At 47.6% G+C, this 16426-nt stretch carries 15 protein-coding genes; 11 read left to right on the forward strand and 4 right to left on the reverse strand.

The genetic code is table 11. The annotated features are described in order from the left end of the window. The first annotated feature begins 14 nt into the window (after positions 1–14). Entirely contained in the window at positions 15–950 is a 936-nt protein-coding gene (locus RH45_RS07335) for a bifunctional GNAT family N-acetyltransferase/hotdog fold thioesterase (RefSeq protein WP_008075628.1), read from the forward strand. On the opposite strand, the gene RH45_RS07340 is transcribed toward RH45_RS07335, so the two are convergent. The 4 genes from RH45_RS07340 to hslR all read right to left on the reverse strand — a co-directional run bounded on the left by RH45_RS07340 (position 908) and on the right by hslR (position 6236). Continuing rightward, on the reverse strand, positions 908–2866 hold the full coding sequence (locus RH45_RS07340) for an AsmA family protein (protein ID WP_039958343.1): 1959 nt from the start codon (positions 2864–2866) through the stop codon (positions 908–910). The genes RH45_RS07335 and RH45_RS07340 overlap by 43 nt on opposite strands. A gap of 111 nt (positions 2867–2977) precedes the next feature. Next, positions 2978–4609: a phosphoenolpyruvate carboxykinase (ATP) gene (pckA, locus tag RH45_RS07345; protein WP_008075633.1), complete on the reverse strand. Its 1632-nt coding sequence runs from the start codon at positions 4607–4609 to the stop codon at positions 2978–2980. Positions 4610–4946: 337 nt separating this feature from the next. Then, on the reverse strand, positions 4947–5822 hold the full coding sequence (hslO, locus tag RH45_RS07350; RefSeq protein WP_008075635.1) for an Hsp33 family molecular chaperone HslO: 876 nt from the start codon (positions 5820–5822) through the stop codon (positions 4947–4949). Between the two features lie 27 nt (positions 5823–5849). Next, complete coding sequence (hslR, locus tag RH45_RS07355) at positions 5850–6236, reverse strand: ribosome-associated heat shock protein Hsp15 (RefSeq protein WP_008075637.1); 387 nt, start codon at positions 6234–6236, stop codon at positions 5850–5852. 222 nt (positions 6237–6458) lie between these two features. On the opposite strand from hslR, the gene gspC reads away from it, so the two are divergent. From gspC to gspL, 10 genes are read left to right on the forward strand one after another with little or no spacing between them, the layout of a single operon-like run. Further along, positions 6459–7355 (forward strand): type II secretion system protein GspC, encoded by an 897-nt coding sequence (gene gspC / locus RH45_RS07365; RefSeq protein ID WP_008075641.1) that lies wholly within the window; start codon positions 6459–6461, stop codon positions 7353–7355. A gap of 33 nt (positions 7356–7388) precedes the next feature. Next, a complete protein-coding gene (gene gspD / locus RH45_RS07370) occupies positions 7389–9416 on the forward strand; it encodes a type II secretion system secretin GspD (protein ID WP_008075643.1) in 2028 nt (675 codons plus the stop codon). A gap of 5 nt (positions 9417–9421) precedes the next feature. After that, a complete protein-coding gene (gene gspE, locus RH45_RS07375; protein WP_086027024.1) occupies positions 9422–10906 on the forward strand; it encodes a type II secretion system ATPase GspE in 1485 nt (494 codons plus the stop codon). Positions 10907–10910: 4 nt separating this feature from the next. Further along, positions 10911–12134, forward strand: coding sequence for a type II secretion system inner membrane protein GspF (gene gspF / locus RH45_RS07380; RefSeq protein ID WP_008075646.1), 1224 nt, complete (start codon positions 10911–10913; stop codon positions 12132–12134). A 44-nt stretch (positions 12135–12178) separates the two neighbouring features. Further along, a complete protein-coding gene (gspG, locus tag RH45_RS07385; RefSeq protein WP_008075648.1) occupies positions 12179–12622 on the forward strand; it encodes a type II secretion system major pseudopilin GspG in 444 nt (147 codons plus the stop codon). Between the two features lie 45 nt (positions 12623–12667). After that, a complete protein-coding gene (gene gspH / locus RH45_RS07390; protein WP_008075650.1) occupies positions 12668–13252 on the forward strand; it encodes a type II secretion system minor pseudopilin GspH in 585 nt (194 codons plus the stop codon). Beyond that, entirely contained in the window at positions 13239–13595 is a 357-nt protein-coding gene (gspI, locus tag RH45_RS07395; protein ID WP_008075652.1) for a type II secretion system minor pseudopilin GspI, read from the forward strand. The genes gspH and gspI overlap by 14 nt, the downstream gene beginning before the upstream one ends. Beyond that, the gene (gene gspJ / locus RH45_RS07400; RefSeq protein WP_008075653.1) at positions 13582–14238 is read left to right on the forward strand and encodes a type II secretion system minor pseudopilin GspJ; all 657 of its coding nucleotides are present in this window, start codon (positions 13582–13584) and stop codon (positions 14236–14238) included. Before gspI ends, gspJ begins: the two co-directional genes overlap by 14 nt. Further along, positions 14225–15244 (forward strand): type II secretion system minor pseudopilin GspK, encoded by a 1020-nt coding sequence (gene gspK / locus RH45_RS07405; protein WP_008075655.1) that lies wholly within the window; start codon positions 14225–14227, stop codon positions 15242–15244. The genes gspJ and gspK overlap by 14 nt, the downstream gene beginning before the upstream one ends. Next, positions 15210–16421 (forward strand): type II secretion system protein GspL, encoded by a 1212-nt coding sequence (gspL, locus tag RH45_RS07410; protein ID WP_008075657.1) that lies wholly within the window; start codon positions 15210–15212, stop codon positions 16419–16421. Before gspK ends, gspL begins: the two co-directional genes overlap by 35 nt. The last annotated feature ends 5 nt before the right edge of the window (positions 16422–16426 follow it).

Here is a 16426-nt window from a genome sequence, read left to right on the forward strand (position 1 = left end):
AAAAAAGGACATTTATGTTTAAGCTGATCACGCCTAAAAACGATAATCAACTCAACAAATACTACCATTTCCGTTGGCAGATGTTACGGGAGCCTTGGCGCATGCCGCTTGGCTCCGAGCGTGATGAATACGACCCGATGAGCCACCATCGAATGATTGTGGATGGACGCGGTCGACCGATGGCGATTGGACGCCTTTACATCACCCCTGATAATGAAGGTCAGATCCGCTATATGGCGGTAAAAGGAGCAAGACGTAGTAAAGGGATGGGTTCTTTGGTTTTGGTTGCCTTGGAATCATTAGCTCGACAAGAGGGGGCTAAACGCCTGGTGTGTAATGCACGTGAAGATGCGATTTCTTTCTATGAGAAAAATGGCTTTGAGCGACGTGGTGAGCTGACGGATGAGCGCGGCCCTGTGCGCCATCAACAGATGGTTAAGCAGCTAGACCCGATGGCAAACGTTCTGCGTAAGCCTGAATGGTGCACTGAGTTACAAGAGCGCTGGGAACACCAGATTCCGATCAGCGATAAAATGGGCATTAAGATTAACCAGTACACGGGCTATCAGTTTGAGTGCTGCGCGCAGCTTAATCCTAATCTCAATCCCCACAATACCATGTTTGCTGGTTCGGCTTTTACTCTCGCAACATTAACGGGGTGGGGGATGACGTGGTTATTGATGAAAGAGCGCAACCTAAATGGTGACATCGTTCTCGCAGACAGTCAGATCCGTTATCGTCATCCGGTGACGCAGAATCCGGTGGCCTCCACTTCATTAGATGGGATCAGTGGCGATTTAGACCGCTTAGCGTCTGGGCGTAAAGCGCGGATTGTGATTCATGTGACGATCTACAGTGGCGACCAAGCGGCTGTCGAGTTTGTCGGCACCTACATGCTATTGCCAAATTATAAAGCCGTATTAGGTGAAGAGTCTGAAAGCGTTTCTTGATCCTGTTCCCCACCAGTGATGGCTGGTGGGGCTAACTTTTGTTGGTCGCACGTTTGCTCTATGACATTGGTCCGACTGAATATATCGGACCACAATCGCTGACAAGCTGTGCTGGTTGACAGTAATAACGTCGCGAACTCCATTTTGGTCAGATCAATATTGCCGGTCAGCTCCGCCTGTGCGGTTTTTGAACGAACTTTGACTCTTCCCCTATCTGCGTTTACCGACACTAACTCCAGTGGCCAAGTTTGATTAAAGCTGCGTTCTCCATCGGCACTTTTAGCACTCAGTTTACCGTTATGCAGCTGCACTTGTGCTTGGCCCGTCATGCTGTGGGCCAGCATTGAGTAATCACCGGCTAAGCCAGAAAATTCGCCACTCACCTCGATTTGACCTTGGGTTGAGAAGGGTAGTGCTGATTGCAGGCTATTGATATCACTAGGCACACCATCGGCATGAATCGACAGCGTCCACGGTCGGCTAGCGGACGCTCTATCCCATTGACCACTGGCTTCGATATAGCCCGTCTTGAGTGGTAAGAATGCTCGCTCTAGCGTTAGCTTGCCCTGATTGGCCACAGCCTGAATGACCATCTGGGTGGTGAGCAATTTATCGAAACTGGCATTGTTCGCGCTCACCTCGAGCTGGCCATTTTGCCACCCTAACTGCTGGTCGTTTTGCCACTCCAGTTGCGTACCATCAATGGTTAATCCTGAAACTTGCCAATAAGGTTGTTCCTCAACTTGGATAAACTGGCTATTTTTGACTTTTAGGTCGTCGATGGAAAGTGAAGTAATGGCTTGAGCGGCGAGTGCGAGATCAGCGCTAAATTGGTTTACTCCCTCGAGCCATTTCACACCAGATATCTGCAACTCTTGTAATGCGATGTGTGAAGGGGAGATTAGGCCTTTTAGTTGCAACCAGCCTTGTTTGAAGTCTGCGTTGAATAACTCGACATCCATACCATCTGGCTTGAAGGCGATCTCGGCGGTCGGATTGATAAACTGCTGATCGTTAAAACTTAGACGCTCTGCGTCAAAAGAGATATACCCATTGTTTTGCTGCCAAATGGGTTGGTTGAGCGTCAAGTTCTCCAGTGAGGCATCAAGTTGCTCAAACTGCCAGCCTGCGATATTGACGTTGCTGCGCAAGACATCAAGGCTATTAATATGCTGAACGTGTAGGCCGAGTGTGTCGAATGTCTTGAGAATTGATTGCTGGGGGGATTGTGTCGTCAGGTCGAGGTCAAAGATGGTGACATTGATTAACGACCATCCTTGGCCAAACTGCTCAGCTTGACCAGAGAGTTCAGCGCCTTGCCATTTGAAAGAGGCGCCGAAAATTGTACTGTCATGAGCTTGGTATCTAGCATCAACCAATACCTCATCCAACGCTTCTCCTCGCACGTACAGCTGCTGTGCGGATAACTGAATATCACCAAATGGCAGCTGTTGCTTGCTGCTCATCCAGGTTGGCTGATCGATCTGCAGATTCACGTCTCGCGCCGACCAGTTTGCATGGCTAATATCGACATGTTTCAGCGCCAGTTGGTTGAGCTTGACGTTTTGCAACATATCTTGACTTGAATCGGAAAGCTCTAAGGTTGCCCCTTCAATGAGCAGTGAATCCAAGGCAAGCTTGCTCTGTTGCCACGGAGCTTGGCTCAGCCATAAAGTGAGCTTGGGGATTTGCATGCTTTGCTGTTGATAGCCAACTTCCACGTCAGTGAGTGAGAGTTGTAATGGTGGCGTGTACTGCGCTTTCTGGGCAGTAATACGATAAGGGGTGAAGTGATCAAACAAAAAACTCACGGTCGCCGGTGCGTAACGTGTTTGCATCAAAGCAAAAATCGAGAGCAGCGTCAGGCTGACGAGGCTAACTACGACAATGGTCGTCAGTATTAAGATCTTCTTCACTGCGGCAGGCTTCCCTATGAATCGTGCTGTTAGCTTGAAACATTTTTCACCAGCAGGCAACAAAAAGCCCCTCAAAAGAGGGGCTTAGATTTTTATTTGATGTCGATATCACTAATCTAACTGAGGACCAGCTGCAACAAGTGCTTTGCCTTCGTCATTATCTGTGTACTTATCAAAGTTGTTGATAAAGCGGCTCGCGAGATCCTTCGCTTTGCTTTCCCATTGAAGCGGGTCAGTGTAAGTATCGCGTGGGTCTAGGATCGTTGGATCAACATCGTGTAGCGCGGTAGGAACTTCCAAGTTAAAGATTGGAATGTGCTTCGTTTCCGCTTGTTCGATAGAGCCATCTAAGATGGCATCGATGATGCCGCGTGTATCTTGAATGGAGATACGTTTGCCGCTGCCATTCCAGCCCGTGTTCACTAGATAAGCTTCCGCTCCCGCAGCTTCCATACGTTTAACCAATACTTCAGCATACTTGGTTGGGTGCAGAGTTAAGAAAGCCGCACCAAAACACGCAGAGAAGGTTGGTGTTGGTTCCGTGATACCACGCTCAGTACCTGCTAGCTTCGCAGTGAAGCCTGATAGGAAGTGGTATTTTGTTTGCTCTGGTGTCAGTTTAGACACTGGAGGTAATACACCAAATGCATCGGCAGACAGGAAGATCACCTTGTTTGCGTGACCTGCTTTGGACACAGGCTTAACGATGTTTTCAATGTGCTCAATTGGGTAAGAAACGCGAGTGTTCTCTGTTTTTGAACCGTCATCGAAGTCGATAGAGCCATCGCTGCGTACCGTCACGTTTTCAAGTAGAGCATCACGACGAATCGCGTTGTAGATATCTGGCTCCGCTTCTTTTGATAGCTTGATTGTCTTCGCGTAACAGCCACCTTCAAAGTTGAAGATACCGTCGTCGTCCCAGCCGTGCTCATCATCACCGATCAGCTCGCGTTTAGGATCGGTCGATAGGGTCGTTTTACCGGTACCAGAAAGACCAAAGAAGATCGCAACATCACCATTTTCTTTACACTTGTTTGCGCTACAGTGCATAGAAGCGATGTCTTTAAGTGGAAGGAAGTAGTTCATCATTGCGAACATGCCTTTCTTCATTTCACCACCGTACCAAGTACCGCCGATGAGCTGCATGCGTTCAGTCAGGTTAAAGACCGTGAAGTTTTCTGAGTTCAGACCGTGCTCTTCAAACTTCTGGTTGGTACATTTAGCGCCATTCATCACCACGAAATCAGGTTCGAATGTTGCAAGTTCTTCTTCACTTGGACGAATGAACATGTTCTTCACGAAGTGAGCCTGCCATGCCACTTCAGTGATCACGCGAATACTCAAACGCGTATCTGGGTTAGCACCACAGTAGCCATCAATAACAAACACACGCTTACCTGAGAGCTGATTAGTGACCAGCTCTTTTAGATCATTCCAAACGGCTTGATCGATAGGCTTGTTGTCATTTTTAACCGCATCGCTAGTCCACCACATATGTTCTTCTGTGGTTGCGTCTTTCACAATGTACTTATCTTTTGGTGAGCGGCCAGTAAAAATACCGGTATCAACTGCAACTGCGCCAAGTTCAGTGACTACGCCTTTTTCGTAACCTTCTAAATCTGCGCGAGTTTCTTCTTCGAACAGCATTTCATAACTTGGGTTGCGAACAACCTCTTTAACGTTACTTAGCCCATGTTTGGAAAGATCAATTGTTGCAGCCTTTGTATGTTCCATAACGGTCATAGGTGCTCCTTATCGGAATATTTGTAGGGATTTTGTAAGAAATTTTTTATTTTTATCTGCTCACCATGCTAGCAATGGGCTTTTGAGAAAACAGGGATATAGCTCAAAAATTATCCATGATTTCTGTGGGGTTTTAAGCGACTCATCACATATTGGCTGGGTTAGTTTATCGTGTGCGCAAAGCTTTGCGCTAGGGCAAAATCATTATTAATTGCTTAAAATTAACCAGTTGCTTTATTACAGTTGAGGCTAGGTGTTGCGGGGCTTTGATCACAAAAAGGCCAGCGTGATGCTGGCCTTTTGATAGGAAAATTACGTGCTTGATAAGCTATGAAAATTAATGCAGGGTTTTATTGCCTGAATTTGCCTCGGCAAACAGCTCTGAGACTTCGGCTTCGTCGTACGAATAAGTCGTGCCGCAGTAATCACAATGTAAAGAAATTGAACCAAGCTCGGCTAAAATGTCGTTCACTTCTGCTCGATCGATCGTAACGATGGCTGCGCCGCTGCGTTCACGTGAACAACCACAGTGGAACTCGACCGGTTGAGGATCAAATAGGCGAACTTTCTCTTGGTTATAGAGGCGGTAGAGCAATTCATTCGCTTCTAGTGTAAACAGCTCTTCATTCTTAACTGTGTCGGTCAGTTGCTCGAGGTGCTCAAAGTCTTCCGCTGAACCTGTGCCATCTGGCATTACTTGAATCAACATACCTGCGGCTTTCGCCTGACCTTCGATCTCGCCAGTACGAATCCAGATACGTGTTTTTAGCTGCTCTGAGTTAGCAAAGTAACCTTCTAGGATTTGCGCTAAGTTGTCTCCCTCTAACGCAACGATACCTTGGTAACGTTCGCCTTTCTTTGGCTCAAGTGTGATCACTAGGTAACCTTTGCCCATCATGTCATGGATAGAGGCATCTTCTGCGATGTCACCTTCCCAACGAGCCACACCGCGAATTTTTTGATCGTGGTCGCCATTGATTACGGCGAGAGATACCGGGCCATCACCTTGAAGTTGCATTGTGATGGAACCTTCGAACTTTAATGTTGCCGTAAGAAGGGTGGTTGAAACTAATAGCTCACCAAGCAGCTTTTGTAGTGCAGCTGGGTATTCCTTGCTAGAAATAATACGTTGGTATGCTTCATCCAATTGTACCAACTCGCCACGTACTGATAGATCTTCAAAAAGGTAGCGGTTTAATACGTTGTTTGACATTGAGTTACTTCCTCGTACGTATGGTACTTATTGATGTTTAAACTTGATGATGTCGCGACGTTGTTTTTTGTCAGGACGACGATCAGGGCTTGGATTATGAGCATGCAGTTTACGTTGCATTGCGTTACTTTCACGCTTGCTAATACTCTCAGCCGTTTCGCTGTATAAGGTTTGTGCTTCCGGTGCGCCACGACGTTGATCAGAAATCTTTTCTATAACAACGGTTTTCTCTTCGTGACCTTGACGAAGAGTAATTACAGCGCCGAGCTCAACAGCTTTACTCGGTTTGCTACGCTGGCCATTATAGTGAACTTTGCCACCATCGACCATATTTCGAGCAATGGAGCGCGTCTTATAAAAACGTGCGGCCCACAGCCATTTATCAAGCCTTACTGCTTCTGTTTGGGAACCCATTGTGAAAAGTGACCTCTAAGGATGGTAAGTAGGGATGCCGGTATGCTGGAGTAACAATGGTGACATGCCGCCCATTTTTCAAGCGAAAGTAGCAAAAATGTCCTTTGAACGCTGTACCGTCAGTGTAAACAGTTTTGCTTGTTTCATATTTTGGTACAATGATTGGCTGGCCTTTATTACTAGGGCTATTAGTAAACTTAGCGCAAACGAGAAGGACATTCAGTGAAGCAACAAGGCGTAAGCGCTCTTTATAAGTTGGGTGAGTCAGTAAAAGAAATCTCTGTTCAGAAGCGCATCAGCTTCACTTTGATGGCGTTGTTGCTGGCGATGAGTGCGTGGATTTTAGGCCAACTTGTTTGGCAACCACTGGTCACCGAACGTGTCACGCCGTGGAAGCCTGTTGTTAGCGCTTCAAGTAAGACTCAATCAAACCAATCTATCAATCTCTCAGAGCTGCAGAATAGTCACTTATTTGGTGAATATCAGGAGCAACCTCAAGTTGTCACCAAACCAAAAGTCGAAGATGCACCGAAAAGCCGACTTAATGTGGTATTAGTGGGCGTGGTGACCAGTACCAACTCAGACAAAAGTTTAGCGGTGATTGCCAATCGCGGCCGCCAAGCGACATATGGCATTGGGGAAGTGATTGAAGGAACAAGAGCTAAGCTTTATCAAGTGCAAACCGATCGCGTCATTATTGACAATGCAGGTCGCAACGAGACGGTGATGTTAGAGGGTTTGAAGTACACCAAACCAGTCGCGAATAACACACCGGCCCCTGCGTCATCCAGCAAGGTGCAGGTGTCTGAAAGTAAAATCGAGCAGATCCGTCAAGAGATCCGCAAAGATGCCAAACAAATTTTCCAATACGTTCGTATGTCGCAGGTTAAACGCGATGGTGACGTGATGGGCTATCGACTCACTCCTGGTAAAGACAAGGCGTTGTTTGACTCTGTCGGTTTAAAAGCGGGTGATGTCGCAACACAAATTAACGGGTTGGACTTAAAGGACTCAGCAGCCATGGGTGAAATATTCCAGAGCTTGTCTCAATTAACTGAGTTAACCCTAACGGTTGAACGAGATGGTCAGCCGTACGAGATATACATTGAATTAAATTAGTGGTGGTGATCACCATCGCATGAGGAGTAACAAGTGAACCATTGGCTTAAAAAAAGCGCATGGCTTTTAGCAGGAAGCTTACTGACTGCGCCCGGTCTAGCGGTAGCTGAAAATGAATTTAGCGCCAGCTTTAAAGGCACAGACATTCAAGAGTTCATCAATATCGTCGGACGCAATCTAGACAAAACCATCATTGTTGATCCATCAGTCCGCGGCAAAGTGGATGTGCGCAGTTACGACATGTTGACGGAAGAGCAGTACTACAGCTTCTTCCTCAATGTGTTGGAAGTGTACGGTTACGCTGTGGTTGAAATGGACAATGGCGTCGTGAAAGTGGTTAAAGCCAAAGATGCCAAAACCTCTGCGATTCCAGTCGTCGGCGATGGTTCTGTGCAAGGTGACGCGGTGGTGACGCGCGTTGTCGCTGTGCGCAATGTTTCGGTCCGCGAGCTTTCTCCTCTGTTACGTCAATTAAACGATAATGCAGGTGCTGGTAATGTGGTGCACTACGATCCGGCTAACATCATTTTGATTACTGGTCGTGCGGCGGTCGTCAACCGTCTGGCTGACATTATTAAGCGTGTTGACCAAGCGGGTGATAAAGAAATCGAAGTAGTTGAACTTGCCAATGCATCCGCGGCCGAGATGGTGCGTATTGTTGAAGCGCTCAACAAGACAACGGACACCAAAAATACTCCCGCATTTCTAAAACCTAAGTTGGTGGCGGATGACCGCACTAACTCGATTTTGATCTCTGGCGACCCTCAAGTACGTCAACGTCTGCGTAACTTAATTAAGCAACTCGATGTGGAAATGGCTTCTAAAGGGAATAACCGCGTGGTTTACCTCAAATATGCCAATGCTGAAGAGCTGGTTGAGGTGCTAAAAGGGGTTTCCGATAATCTGCAAGCCGAAAAGTCTTCTGGTAAGAAAGGGACGTCAGCAAAACGCGGTGAAGTGATGATTGCTGCGCACCCAGATACCAACGCTCTGGTACTGACTGCGCCACCAGATATTATGAACGCTTTGCAAGATGTCATTGCCCAGTTGGATATTCGCCGTGCTCAAGTGCTGATCGAAGCCCTAATCGTTGAAATGGCCGAAGGGGATGGCATCAACCTTGGGGTGCAGTGGGGCTCACTAGAAACTGGTGCGATGATCCAGTATGGCAATACCGGCGCGCCGATTGGTCAGGTGATGGTTGGTCTAGAGGAAGCGAAAGATACTGAAACCACTAAAGCGGTTTATGATTCTGATGGTGAGTTTGTTCGTAATGAGACCACGACCGAGAAAGGTGACTTTACGACTCTTGCAGCCGCACTTTCTAGCGTAAACGGTGCCGCGCTTAGTGTTGTGATGGGAGACTGGACGGCGCTAATTAGTGCAGTCTCAACGGATTCAAACTCGAATATTCTCTCTTCTCCAAGCATTACGGTAATGGATAACGGCGAAGCGTCATTCATTGTCGGTGAAGAAGTGCCTGTTATTACCGGATCGACTGCCGGCTCAAACAATGACAACCCATTCCAAACGGTGGATCGTAAAGAAGTGGGTATCAAGCTTAAAGTGGTTCCTCAAATCAACGAAGGCAACTCAGTTCAGCTTAAGATCGAGCAAGAAGTGTCGAACGTTCTTGGCGCGAATGGCGCGGTTGACGTGCGTTTTGCTAAGCGTCAATTGAATACTTCAGTGATGGTTGAAGACGGCCAGATGATCGTTTTGGGCGGTTTGATTGACGAGCGCGCCCTTGAAAGTGAATCGAAAGTACCACTGCTGGGCGATATTCCAGTGCTTGGTCACCTGTTTAAATCAACCAACACCCAGGTTGAAAAGAAAAACCTAATGGTGTTCATCAAGCCGACCATTATTCGTGATGGCGTGACAGCAGATGGTATTACTCAGCGCAAATATAACTTTATTCGCGCCGAGCAGCTTTATAAGTCTGAGCAAGGTTTGAAGCTGATGGATGATGCAAATATCCCAGTATTGCCTAAGTTTGGTGATGACATTCGCCATCCTGCTGAAATTCAAGCCTTTATTGAGCAAATGGATGTGAACTAATGACGATGGATGCTGTAGCGACTGTGCGCCGTTTGCCTTTCAGCTTCGCTAACCGTTTTAAGTTAGTGCTCGAAGCCAGTGAGCAAGAAGTGGTGTTGTATTACATCGCTCCTTTATCCATGCCGGCCTTATTGGAAGTTCAGCGCGTTGCTGGGCAAAACATTTGCCTGCATGAGCTGAGCAAAGAAGCATTTGAACATAAGCTGACCCAAGCTTATCAACGTGATTCCTCTGAAGCGCGTCAGCTGATGGAAGATATTGGCGCTGACAACGATGACTTCTTCTCGTTAGCCGAAGACTTGCCGCAAGACGAAGACTTATTGGAATCTGAAGATGATGCGCCAATCATTAAATTGATCAACGCCATGCTCGGTGAAGCGATCAAAGAAGGCGCATCAGATATCCATATTGAAACCTTTGAAAAGAGCTTATCGATCCGTTTCCGTATCGACGGTGTGTTGCGAGACGTATTGTCGCCAAGCCGCAAGTTAGCTCCGCTTTTGGTATCGCGAGTGAAAGTGATGGCCAAACTGGATATCGCTGAGAAGCGTGTTCCGCAAGATGGTCGTATTTCGCTGCGTATTGGTGGCCGAGCGGTTGACGTTCGTGTTTCGACCATGCCTTCGTCGCACGGCGAGCGCGTGGTAATGCGTCTACTTGATAAGAATGCAACTCGGTTGGACTTGCATAGCTTGGGGATGACAGCACGCAACCACGACAGTTTCCGCTCCATGATTGCACGCCCACACGGCATTATTTTGGTTACTGGTCCTACAGGGTCGGGTAAGTCGACGACTTTGTACGCTGGTCTGCAAGAGCTCAATAGTAATGAGCGCAACATTCTTACCGTTGAAGATCCGATCGAATTTGATATAGATGGTATTGGTCAGACACAGGTGAACCCTAAGGTTGATATGACCTTTGCCCGTGGACTTCGTGCCATCTTACGTCAGGATCCAGATGTGGTGATGGTGGGTGAGATTCGTGATTTGGAAACCGCTCAGATCGCCGTGCAAGCCTCTTTGACGGGCCACTTGGTGATGTCGACCTTACATACCAATACCGCTGTCGGTGCCATTACGCGTTTGCGTGATATGGGTATTGAACCTTTCCTTATCTCTTCCTCCCTGCTTGGTGTGCTTGCCCAGCGCTTAGTACGTACCTTATGTCACGATTGTAAAGAGCCCTACGAGGCGGACAGCGAAACTAAAAAGCTGTTTGGCTTAGAGCCCTCAGAGACATTAACGCTACACCGTGCGAAAGGCTGCGAGAAATGCAGCTATAAAGGTTACCGAGGACGGACGGGGATTCATGAGTTGCTGGTGGTCAATGAGCAAGTTCAGGAGCTGATTCACAGTGAAGCGGGCGAACAGGCCATCGAGAAAGCGATTCGCCAAGACATTCCGAGTATTCGGGAAGATGGTCTCGCTAAGGTTCGCAATGGTGTCACATCGCTGGAAGAAGTGATGCGAGTAACCAAGGAAGGCTAAGCAGATGGCTGCATTTGAATATAAAGCGCTGAATGCAAAAGGCAAAACTCAAAAGGGTGTTATCGAGGGAGACAATGCTCGTCAGGTTCGTGCGCGCTTAAAAGAGCAAGGGCTCGTGCCAGTTGAAGTTAATGAGACCCGTCAAAAAGCTAAGAAACAATCTAGCCAAGGCGGTCTGACCTTTAAGCGTGGTATCAGTACGCCTGATTTAGCCTTGATCACTCGCCAGTTGGCAACCTTAGTTCAATCAGGGATGCCACTGGAGGAGTGTTTGCGAGCGGTCTCAGAGCAGTCAGAGAAGCCGCGCATTCGTACTATGCTGCTTGCCGTGCGTTCCAAGGTGGTTGAAGGGTATACCTTAGCCGACAGCTTGGCCGACTATCCGCATATTTTTGATGAGCTGTTTCGCTCTATGGTTCAAGCGGGTGAAAAATCAGGTCACCTTGATGGAGTGCTAGAGCGTTTGGCTGATTACGCCGAAAATCGCCAGAAGCTGCGTTCTAAGTTGCAGCAAGCAATGATTTATCCAGTAGTCTTGGTGGTGTTTGCCGTTGGCATTGTTGCCTTTTTGCTGGCCGCTGTTGTGCCGAAAATTGTGGGTCAGTTTGTCCAAATGGGGCAAGAGCTTCCTCAGTCGACGCAATTTTTGCTGGCGTCTAGTGACTTTATTCAACAGTGGGGGCTGCAACTGCTGGCTCTGATTATCTTGTTGATCTATATGATTAAGGTGATGTTGCGTTCACCCAACATCCGCCTTAATTGGGACCGTCGCGTGGTTCGTTTACCTCTGATTGGTAAGATTTCGCGAGGTCTGAATACTTCACGTTTTGCCCGTACTCTTTCGATATGTACATCCAGTGCCATTCCAATCTTAGATGGTATGAAAGTGGCGGTGGACGTTATGTCGAATCACTTTGTTAAACAGCAAGTTATGTTGGCGCGCGACAATGTTCGCGAAGGCGCAAGTTTGCGTAAAGCGCTCGATCAAACCAAGCTGTTCCCACCTATGATGCTACATATGATAGCCAGTGGTGAGCAAAGTGGAGAGTTAGAAGGCATGTTGACTCGAGCCGCAGATAACCAAGATGCGAACTTTGAGTCGACAGTTAATATTGCGCTAGGTATTTTCACACCTGTCCTAATTGCATTGATGGCAGGTCTAGTGTTGTTCATCGTTATGGCAACCTTGATGCCGATTCTAGAGATGAACAATCTAATGAGTGGATAACGGAGAGATCGAAAATGGTCTCAGATTTTGGTTTGGAGAAAATAATGAAAAATAGAGCTAAGAAACAGTCAGGCTTTACCCTGTTAGAAGTCATGGTTGTGGTCGTTATCTTAGGTATTTTGGCGAGCTTTGTTGTACCAAACTTGCTAGGTAACAAAGAGAAGGCAGACCAACAGAAAGCGATTACCGATATCGTCGCGTTGGAAAATGCCCTGGATATGTACAAGCTAGACAACAGCGTGTATCCGAATACCGATCAAGGCTTGGATGCGTTGGTAACTAAGCCATCGAGCCCAGAGCCACGCAACTACCGTGACGGTGGTTACATCAAACGTCTGCCGACAGACCCATGGGGCAATGATTACCAATACCTAAGCCCTGGTGATAAAGGGTCAATTGATATCTTCACTTTAGGTGCAGATGGTCAAGAAGGCGGTGAAGGTGCCAATGCTGATATTGGCAACTGGAACATCCAAGACTTTCAGTAAGCTCTGATTGTTAAAAGGGAGCGATGCCCGTCGCTCCCTGATGTTATGCGCAGCCGTAAAGGGTTTACCCTGATTGAGATTTTGTTAGTACTAGTGCTGCTGTCGGTAGCATCGGTCGCTGTCATCTCAACCTTACCGCAGAAAAGCTCTGACGCTGCCAAGCAACAGGCTTTGTCTCTCTATCATCGACTCCAGTTACTCAACGAAGAAGCGATTTTAAGTGGTCGAGACTATGGTTTGCGTGTCGATGAAAAGAAGTCCGCTTATTATTTGATGGCGCTCGACAGTGACGGGTGGCAAAAACTCGAAGATGATCAAATCCCTGAGCAGGCTGAATTACCAGACACATTAGCGTTAGTGCTAGAGCTAGGCGGGAACAGTTGGCAAGACCAAGATCGCTTGTTCAAGCCGGGTAGCCTGTTTGATGAAGAGATGTTTGCTGAGTTTGAACAAGAGAAGAAGCTGCCACCACCGCAAGTGTTTATTATGTCTAGTGGTGAAGTGTCACCATTTTCTATTGCTATTTATCCGCAAGATCGCAGCATTGAGAGCGACGCATGGCAAGTAGTGGCAAAAGAAAATGGCGAGATCATCGTTCTGGCTCCGGGAGAGGATGATGAAGAGAACTAAGCGCGGGTTTACTCTGCTGGAAGTCTTGGTTGCGTTGGCTATTTTTGCTACCGCAGCCATTGCGACAATTCGCTCGGTAAGCCAACACATCAATACTCTGAGTTATTTAGAAGAGAAGACATTTGCCTCTATGGTTGTGGACAACCAAATGGCAAAAGTGATTTTGTCGGGGCGCAAGCCGAGTAAGAAGCAAGGCAGTGAAGAACTGGCTGGGCGCGAATGGTTTTGGACGGTAGAGCCTGTTTCCACATCCGGGGATTTGCTGCAAGCATTCGACGTAAAAGTGGCGGCGAGTAAAGGTGGTTCGCCTATCGTGACGGTAAGAAGCTATGTCGCGAAATAAACCTTCCGCTCGCCAAAGCGGCTTTACCCTGATTGAAGTGCTGGTGGCGATCGCCATCTTTGCCAGTTTGAGTGTGGGTGCTTATCAAGTGCTCAATCAGGTCCAACGAAGCAATGAGCTATCTCAAGAGCGCAGTGCGCGGCTCAAAACGCTTCAACGTGCTTTAGTGTTTCTGAATAACGACTTTCGCCAGATGGCGCCACGCCAAACTCGTACGCAGAGTGAAGAGCCAACCAGTTTGTTGATTCAATGGCAAGATTACTTGCTGGACTCCGATACAAAAGGCGTCATGTTTGCTCGCAGTGGGTGGCATAACCCACAACAGCAATTCCCAAGAGGCGAAGTCACTAAGGTGGGTTATCGACTCAAAGAGCAGACGTTAGAGCGAGTGTGGTGGCGCTATCCTGATACACCTGCAGGGCAAACTCCGGTGGTCATGCCATTACTCGATAAAGTCGAAAGCTTTGATATGCGTTTTTTTGATGGCCAAGGCTGGCAAGCTGAGTGGGAGAAGAAGAATGCTCTCCCTCAAGCCGTTGCCATCACATTAGAATTGCAAGATTACGGCCGTATTGAGCGCATTTACCTTACCAATGGCGCTGAACTGGAACTCGGGGAGACGAAAAACGATGAGTCGAGCTAAGTCTCAACGCGGTGTCGCCCTTATTGTTGTGCTGTTGTTGTTGGCGGTGATGGTCAGCATCGCGGCCAGTATGGCTGATAGACTGTTTGGCCAGTTTAAACGGGCAACCAATCAGATCAATTACCAACAAGCCTATTGGTACAGCATAGGGGTGGAAGCGTTAGCTAAGGTGGGGATTGAGCAAAGCTACAAAGATGCCGATACCATCAACTTATCTCAACCTTGGGCGTTGGAAGAGCAGACCTACCCATTAGATTATGGCACCTTAACAGGGCGCTTAATCGATAAACAAGCGTGCTTCAATCTCAATGCCTTGGTGGAGGCGCAGCAAGCATCGGGTTCTGATCGAGTGCCGTATTTAGTGGAGAGCTTTCAGCACTTAATGGAAGCGCTCGAAATTGAAAATTATCAAGCGGAAACCATCGCTCAATCGACCTGGGAATATGTCGATCGCAATAATTCGGTTAACTCAGTCTCCGGTGTTGAAGACAATTATTATGAGTCTATGTCGCCTGCGTATTTGTCACCAAATGGTTTGTTAGCCGACAGCTCTGAGCTTAGAGCGATTCATCAGGTGTCTGGTGAGGCAATGACTAAGTTGGCGCCGTACGTGTGCGCGATTCCTACTACGGATTTTCGTTTGAACGTGAATACCGTGAGCCCGGACCATGCCGAATTGATTAGTGCGCTGTTTCAACCAAACATCAGTGTGGATCAGGCGAAGCAAGTATTAGAAGACCGACCATTCGATGGTTGGGCAACGGTGGATGACTTCTTAAATGAAGGTGCATTCGCCAATATCAAACAAGAGACGCTCAAGCCCATCAAAGGATATCTCACCGTAGACAGTAAATACTTTGAGATGGATGCTGAGATCATAGTAGGTGAGTCGCGAGTTCGTATTCGCAGCCTGCTTTTTAGTAATAATCGAGAAAATGCCACGGTGATAAGCCGTCGCTTTGGAGGTATCGGTGAACGAGTTTCTGATCGTTCGACTGAGCAATAATGCCTTATCAGCCGTTCAATGGCTGGTTTGGTCTGAGCAGCAAAAGGAAGTGATTGCGAGTGGCGAGTTAGCCAATTGGGAGCAAATCTCTGACTTGGGTGAATACGCAGCCAATCGCCGCACTCTAGTTCTGTTGTCTGCTGCGAGCCTAGTGCTGACAGATGTCGAAATTCCTGCGGGAGCAAGCCGCCAGTTTGAAACCATGTTGCCCTTTATTATCGAGGATGAACTGGCGCAAGAGGTTGATCAACTGCACTTCTCTATTCTGGCTAAGCAGTCTGGCAATGCCCAGGTGTGTGCTGTCGATAAACAGTGGCTAGAAAACGCTTTGCAAGGTTTGCGCGGCGTAGGTTGTCAGGTACAAAAAGTACTCCCTGATGTGTTGGCTTTACCTGACCAAGATGGCATTAGTGCGGTTGAACTTGATGAATGTTGGCTGTTAAAGAAAGATGCGTTCCGAGGTATGAGCGTTCATCGCGATTGGTTAGCCATGGTCGCGCAATCTTCCTGGGTTAAGCAGGATGAAGACTACCTGCCTTTATCGGCGTATTCCCACCTTCCAGAACTGACATTAGCAGAGGGACAAGAGTGGCATAACGCAGAGCCTAAGCTTGTCATGCAGATGTTGGCTGAGGGAGCCGTTACCAGCAAAATCAATTTACTGACCGGTGACTTTAAGGCCAAATCTTCACTTTCGCGCTACTGGAAGGTATGGCAAAAAGTTGCTCTTGCGGCTGTGTTTTTGATGGCGGTGGTAATGGTGGATAATCTACTGCAGATTCAGCGTTATGAAGCGCAGGCACAAGCGTATCGCGCTGAAAGTGAACGCATTTTCCGTCAATCACTACCGGGAAAAAATAAGATCCCAACAGTGAGTTACCTGAAACGAGAAATGGAGCGAGAGGCTAAACGCTTATCTGGTGGCAGTGTTGATGAATCTATTTTGGACTGGATGACCGAACTCCCCACATTGCTAAAGCAAGTACCTGGTCTTAAGTTAACCAGCTTCAAATTTGACAGTGGTCGCAGTGAAGTTCGTCTACAAGCGCAAAGCAATGATTTCCAAACGTTTGAAAGATCCCGTGAGTTGTTTGCTGGTCAGTATCAAGTCGAACAAGGGCAGTTGAGCCGCTCAGGAACGTTAGTTAATGGTTCCTTTGTTCTTAAGCCATTGTAAGGAGC

The sequence above is a fragment of the Vibrio sinaloensis DSM 21326 genome, from assembly GCF_000189275.1.
Classification (GTDB): Bacteria; Pseudomonadota; Gammaproteobacteria; order Enterobacterales; family Vibrionaceae; genus Vibrio; species Vibrio sinaloensis.

Excerpts from the sequence above, each read along its gene's own strand:
- RH45_RS07335 (WP_008075628.1), top strand. The coding sequence starts at position 15 with ATGTTTAAGCTGATCACGCCTAAAAACGATAATCAACTCAACAAATAC.
- pckA (WP_008075633.1), bottom strand. The coding sequence starts at position 4,609 with ATGACCGTTATGGAACATACAAAGGCTGCAACAATTGATCTTTCCAAA.
- hslO (WP_008075635.1), bottom strand. The coding sequence starts at position 5,822 with ATGTCAAACAACGTATTAAACCGCTACCTTTTTGAAGATCTATCAGTA.
- hslR (WP_008075637.1), bottom strand. The coding sequence starts at position 6,236 with ATGGGTTCCCAAACAGAAGCAGTAAGGCTTGATAAATGGCTGTGGGCC.
- gspE (WP_086027024.1), top strand. The coding sequence starts at position 9,422 with ATGGATGCTGTAGCGACTGTGCGCCGTTTGCCTTTCAGCTTCGCTAAC.
- gspF (WP_008075646.1), top strand. The coding sequence starts at position 10,911 with ATGGCTGCATTTGAATATAAAGCGCTGAATGCAAAAGGCAAAACTCAA.
- gspG (WP_008075648.1), top strand. The coding sequence starts at position 12,179 with ATGAAAAATAGAGCTAAGAAACAGTCAGGCTTTACCCTGTTAGAAGTC.
- gspH (WP_008075650.1), top strand. The coding sequence starts at position 12,668 with ATGCGCAGCCGTAAAGGGTTTACCCTGATTGAGATTTTGTTAGTACTA.
- gspI (WP_008075652.1), top strand. The coding sequence starts at position 13,239 with ATGAAGAGAACTAAGCGCGGGTTTACTCTGCTGGAAGTCTTGGTTGCG.
- gspJ (WP_008075653.1), top strand. The coding sequence starts at position 13,582 with ATGTCGCGAAATAAACCTTCCGCTCGCCAAAGCGGCTTTACCCTGATT.
- gspK (WP_008075655.1), top strand. The coding sequence starts at position 14,225 with ATGAGTCGAGCTAAGTCTCAACGCGGTGTCGCCCTTATTGTTGTGCTG.